6 protein-coding genes are annotated in these 3712 nt (G+C 77.6%); 2 read left to right on the plus strand and 4 right to left on the minus strand.

The window, feature by feature from the left end; all coding sequences use genetic code 11:
- Positions 1–761, minus strand: a 761-nt coding sequence (locus AB6N23_RS17665) for a M48 metallopeptidase family protein (RefSeq protein ID WP_412867277.1), incomplete at its 3' end; no start/stop codon positions are given.
- Positions 762–962: 201 nt separating this feature from the next.
- Between AB6N23_RS17665 and AB6N23_RS17670 the strand changes: the two genes are divergently transcribed.
- Entirely contained in the window at positions 963–1121 is a 159-nt protein-coding gene (locus AB6N23_RS17670) for a DUF5679 domain-containing protein (RefSeq protein ID WP_135973665.1), read from the plus strand.
- 158 nt (positions 1122–1279) lie between these two features.
- Positions 1280–2473: a ThiF family adenylyltransferase gene (locus AB6N23_RS17675; protein ID WP_412867278.1), complete on the plus strand. Its 1194-nt coding sequence runs from the start codon at positions 1280–1282 to the stop codon at positions 2471–2473.
- Positions 2474–2550: 77 nt separating this feature from the next.
- Here AB6N23_RS17675 and AB6N23_RS17680 read toward each other — a convergent pair whose 3' ends face one another.
- The 3 genes from AB6N23_RS17680 to AB6N23_RS17690 form a co-directional block, all read right to left on the minus strand.
- A complete protein-coding gene (locus AB6N23_RS17680; protein ID WP_378208852.1) occupies positions 2551–2895 on the minus strand; it encodes a WhiB family transcriptional regulator in 345 nt (114 codons plus the stop codon).
- 145 nt (positions 2896–3040) lie between these two features.
- Entirely contained in the window at positions 3041–3202 is a 162-nt protein-coding gene (locus tag AB6N23_RS17685; RefSeq protein WP_412867279.1) for a hypothetical protein, read from the minus strand.
- Positions 3203–3388: 186 nt separating this feature from the next.
- Positions 3389–3712 (minus strand): HRDC domain-containing protein (locus tag AB6N23_RS17690; protein WP_412867280.1); only part of this gene is annotated, 324 nt, incomplete at its 5' end.

Below are 3712 nucleotides of genomic sequence, written 5' to 3' on the forward strand. Positions count from 1 at the left end.
CAGCGGGGCGCGCGGCGCCGAGCGGGCGACGCCGCGCCGCGGGTGGGCGCGTCGTCGGCGGACGCGTCGGCGTCGGCGTCGGCGTCGGCGTCCACGACGGTGCCGTCCACGGCGTCGCGTCCGACGGCGTCGTCGTCCGCGTCGTCGCCGACCGTGCCCTCGTCCACCGGGCCGTCGTCCACCCCGTCGTCGGCCGCGGGCTCCTCGCCGGGCGGTCCGTCGCCCGGCGTGCCGTCCCGCAGGAAGGCGTAGCCCTCGAGGAAGCCGCGCGCCCGCTGCGTGTGCGGGTACGTCGTCAGCTCGGCCCAGAACGCCGGGCCGTGGCCGGGCTGCAGCAGGTGCGCCAGCTCGTGCAGCAGGACGTAGTCGAGCACCCACCGCGGCATGCCGCGGACCCGGTCGCTGATGCGGATCGTCCCGTCCGCCGGCGTGCACGAGCCCCAGCGACGTCCCTGGTTGGACGACCAGCGCACCGTGGACGGCACCGCCCGGCCGCCGAGGTAGCGGCGGGACAGGTCCTGCGCGCGTGCCAGCAGCTGCGTGTCCGACGGTCGGCGGCGCCGCTCCTGCGCGGCCAGCCGCTCGACCATGCGGCCCACCCACTCGCGCTCCTGCGCGCGCGTGAACCGGGCCGGGATCGCGACCACCGTGCGGTCGCCCTCCCGCCACGCGCTCACCGTGCGCACCCGGCGGCGGGAGCGGCGCACCTCCACGGCGGGCGCGACGACGCCGCGCGGGTCCTGCTCGCGCGGCGTCGGCATGCACGCACGCTAGCGCCCTCACCGAGGCCCGCGGGCGCGACTGGCCGCCGAGTCGTTCACCCGTCCGGGACGGCCCTGCGTCCGCGTTCGCCCCCGGCCGGGCGGGGGCCGCGCACTACTGTGAGACCGCACGGTGGCCGTCACGGTCCGGTGCCCGGACGGCACCCCGCCGTCCGGTGACGGAGCACGAGGAGGGACCACATGGCCGAGACCTGGGCGGGCGAGTTCTACTGCGTCAAGTGCAAGGAGAAGCGGGAGACCGAGGGCGAGGTCGTCGTCTCCGAGTCCGGGCGCCGGATGGCGAAGGGCACGTGCCCCGTCTGCGGCACGAAGCTGAACCGCATCCTCGGCAAGGCCTGACGCACCGCGGGCGACGCCCGCGCACACGCGCATCCGAGGGCACCGTCGTGGGCGACGGTGCCCTCGGCGCGTCCGGGCGGCGCCGGCCGCACCCGGTGTGAGCCGGGCCTGTGGACGACCCGACGCGCGTCCGTCCCGCGGCTGCCAGGGTGGCCGCCGTGACCGGCACCCCGCTCCGTCTGCGCCCGGGACTGCGCGTGCTCGTGCGCGACGTCGACGCCGTCCAGGTCGGGCAGGACCCGCGCTGGGCGGTGGTGCTCGACGGCCTCGCACCGGCCGAGGTGGCGATGTGGGCACGGGTCGACGAGGCGACGGACCTGGCCGCCCTGCCCGCGGCCGCGCGGCACACCCGCACGGACGCCGCCCGCACGCGCGAGCTCGTCGCGGCCCTGCACACCGCCGGGCTCGTGCGCCCCGACCCGCCGCGCGCACGCGTGGTCCGCGGCCCCACCGCGGCGGACGCCACGGCGTGGTCGCTGCTGCACCCCGACGCCCTGGGCGAGGACGTGGTCCGTGGACGGGCGGACGCCGTGGTGGGCGTGGTGGGTCTCGGCCCGACCGGCGCGGGCACGGCGCGGCTGCTCGCCGCCGCCGGCGTCGGCACCGTGCTCCTCGACGACGAGGGGACCGTCGGCTCGGCGGACGTCGCCGGCGGCACGCACCGCTGGAGCGACGTGGGCGCCCCGCGGACCGCCGCGCTGCGCCGCGTGCTGCGTGACGTGGCGCCCGACGTGCGCGTCGACGGCGACGCGGAGCCCGACGTCGTGGTCGTCGTGGAGCCCGACGCAGCGGATCCCGCACGCGGGGCCCTGCTCACCGCGAACGGCGTGCCGCACCTGTCCGTGGTGGTGCGCGCCGCCGACGCCGTGGTCGGTCCGTGCGTACGGCCCGGCACGGCCGACCCGTGCCTGCGCTGCCTGGACCTCCACCGCGCCGACGCCGATCCCGGGTGGCCGCGCGTGCTCGCCGCGACGACGGCGCGCCGGGGCGAGGTCGCCGACCGCTCGGCGCCGCGGCCCGGCGAGGTCGGTGTGCTCGCCGCCGCGTGCGCCGCGCTCGCGTCGGCCCAGGTGCTGGCCCTGCTGGCCGGCACGGTGCCGCTGCTGTGCGGGACGACGGCCGAGCTCGCCCTGCCGGACGTCGTGCCGCGGCTGCGGCCGTGGGCGCCGCACCCCGGGTGCGGGTGCGGGGCGCCGCCGACGCCCGCGGGGTCGGCTCCAGGGTCGGCCGCAGGGTCGGCCGCAGGGTCGGCCGCAGGGTCGGCCGCAGGGTCGGCGGCGGGGTCGGCGGCGGGGATGACGACGCCGGGCTCCGCGCGCACGTTGCACGCGGGGCCCGGCGTCGGGGTGTGACGACGGGACGTGTCGACCGGGTGTGTCGACGGGTGTACCGACGAGGTGTGTCGACGACACCCGGCCGGGTCCACCGGTCAGGCGGCCGCGACCTTCCGCGGACGCCCGCGCCCCCGCTTGGTGGGCACGACCACACCGCCGACGAAGACCTGGCCGCCCCAGACCCCCCAGGGCTCGGCCCGCTCGACGGCGCCGGCCAGGCAGCCCTCGATGAGCGGGCACGTGGCGCACAGGGCCTTGGCCCGCTCCACGTCGGCCTGACGCTCGGCGAACCACAGCTCGGGGTCGTTCGACCGGCACGGGATGAGATCGGCGACCATGCGGTCGAACTGCCGGCGGTCGTCCGTCGTCGCGGTGCTGCCGGTGGGCCACGGGCCGGATCCGCCGTGGTCCACGGTGTCGAGCAGCGTCGTGAGCCGCACGATGTCCTCCTGGTGTCCTCATGGGTGAGCTGTGGTGCGTCGAGGTCGGATCGACGGAGCCGCTCACCCCGGCAGGAGCCGGAGAAATGAGAAGGCCGCGGATCCGAGTTCGGACTCCGCGGCCGTCACGCCGTGCGCGTGGGGCTTACAGAGTCCTGTGTCGCAGATCGATGCCGGACGTCGCGATGCGCCGACGGGCGGCGGGCGTCCCGGCAGCGGGCACACGACCGCCACGGAAGGTGTCAGCGGTGGGTGCGAGGGTCTGCACGTACGCGCGCGTCACATCGGCGAAGCCGATCATCGTCATGCTCTCCATCTCTGCACCCACCTCCTTCCGGGCTCGGGTCCCGCCTCTTCGGCAGCACCTCGCGATCAAGGACGTGACCACACTAGGGGCGCGGCGTCGGGCGTCACAAGGAATTAAAAGGAAGTCGTCCGAAGAAGTTCCGGCGGACGGGTGCGACGCCGGGAATGCCCGGCCCCGCGCCGTCGTTCAGCGGCGCGGCGTGCGCCCGCGGCCGGCGAGCACGTCCTCGCCGGCGACGACCCGCAGCAGGTCCGGCCCGTACTCCCGCAGGCGCGTCTGCCCCAGGCCGTGCACGCGCTGCAGCTCCGCCGGACCGGTCGGCATCGCGGCGGCCAGCGCCTCCAGCGCCACGTCGGGCAGCACGCGGAACGCCGGGACGCCCCGCTCCGCCGCGACACCCGCGCGCCACGCCCGCAGCCGGTCGAGCACGGCACCGTCGGCCTCGCCGGTCGTCGCACCGGCGCGACCGGACCGGCCGGCGTCGGCCGTGCCGCCGGGCCGACCGGCACC

The organism is Cellulomonas pasadenensis (assembly GCF_047229365.1).
GTDB lineage: Bacteria > Actinomycetota > Actinomycetes > Actinomycetales > Cellulomonadaceae > Cellulomonas.

What these genes read in the sequence shown, in the direction of transcription:
- AB6N23_RS17670 (WP_135973665.1), top strand. Translation starts at nt 963, where the DNA reads ATGGCCGAGACCTGGGCGGGCGAGTTCTACTGCGTCAAGTGCAAGGAG.
- AB6N23_RS17685 (WP_412867279.1), bottom strand. Translation starts at nt 3,202, where the DNA reads ATGACGATGATCGGCTTCGCCGATGTGACGCGCGCGTACGTGCAGACC.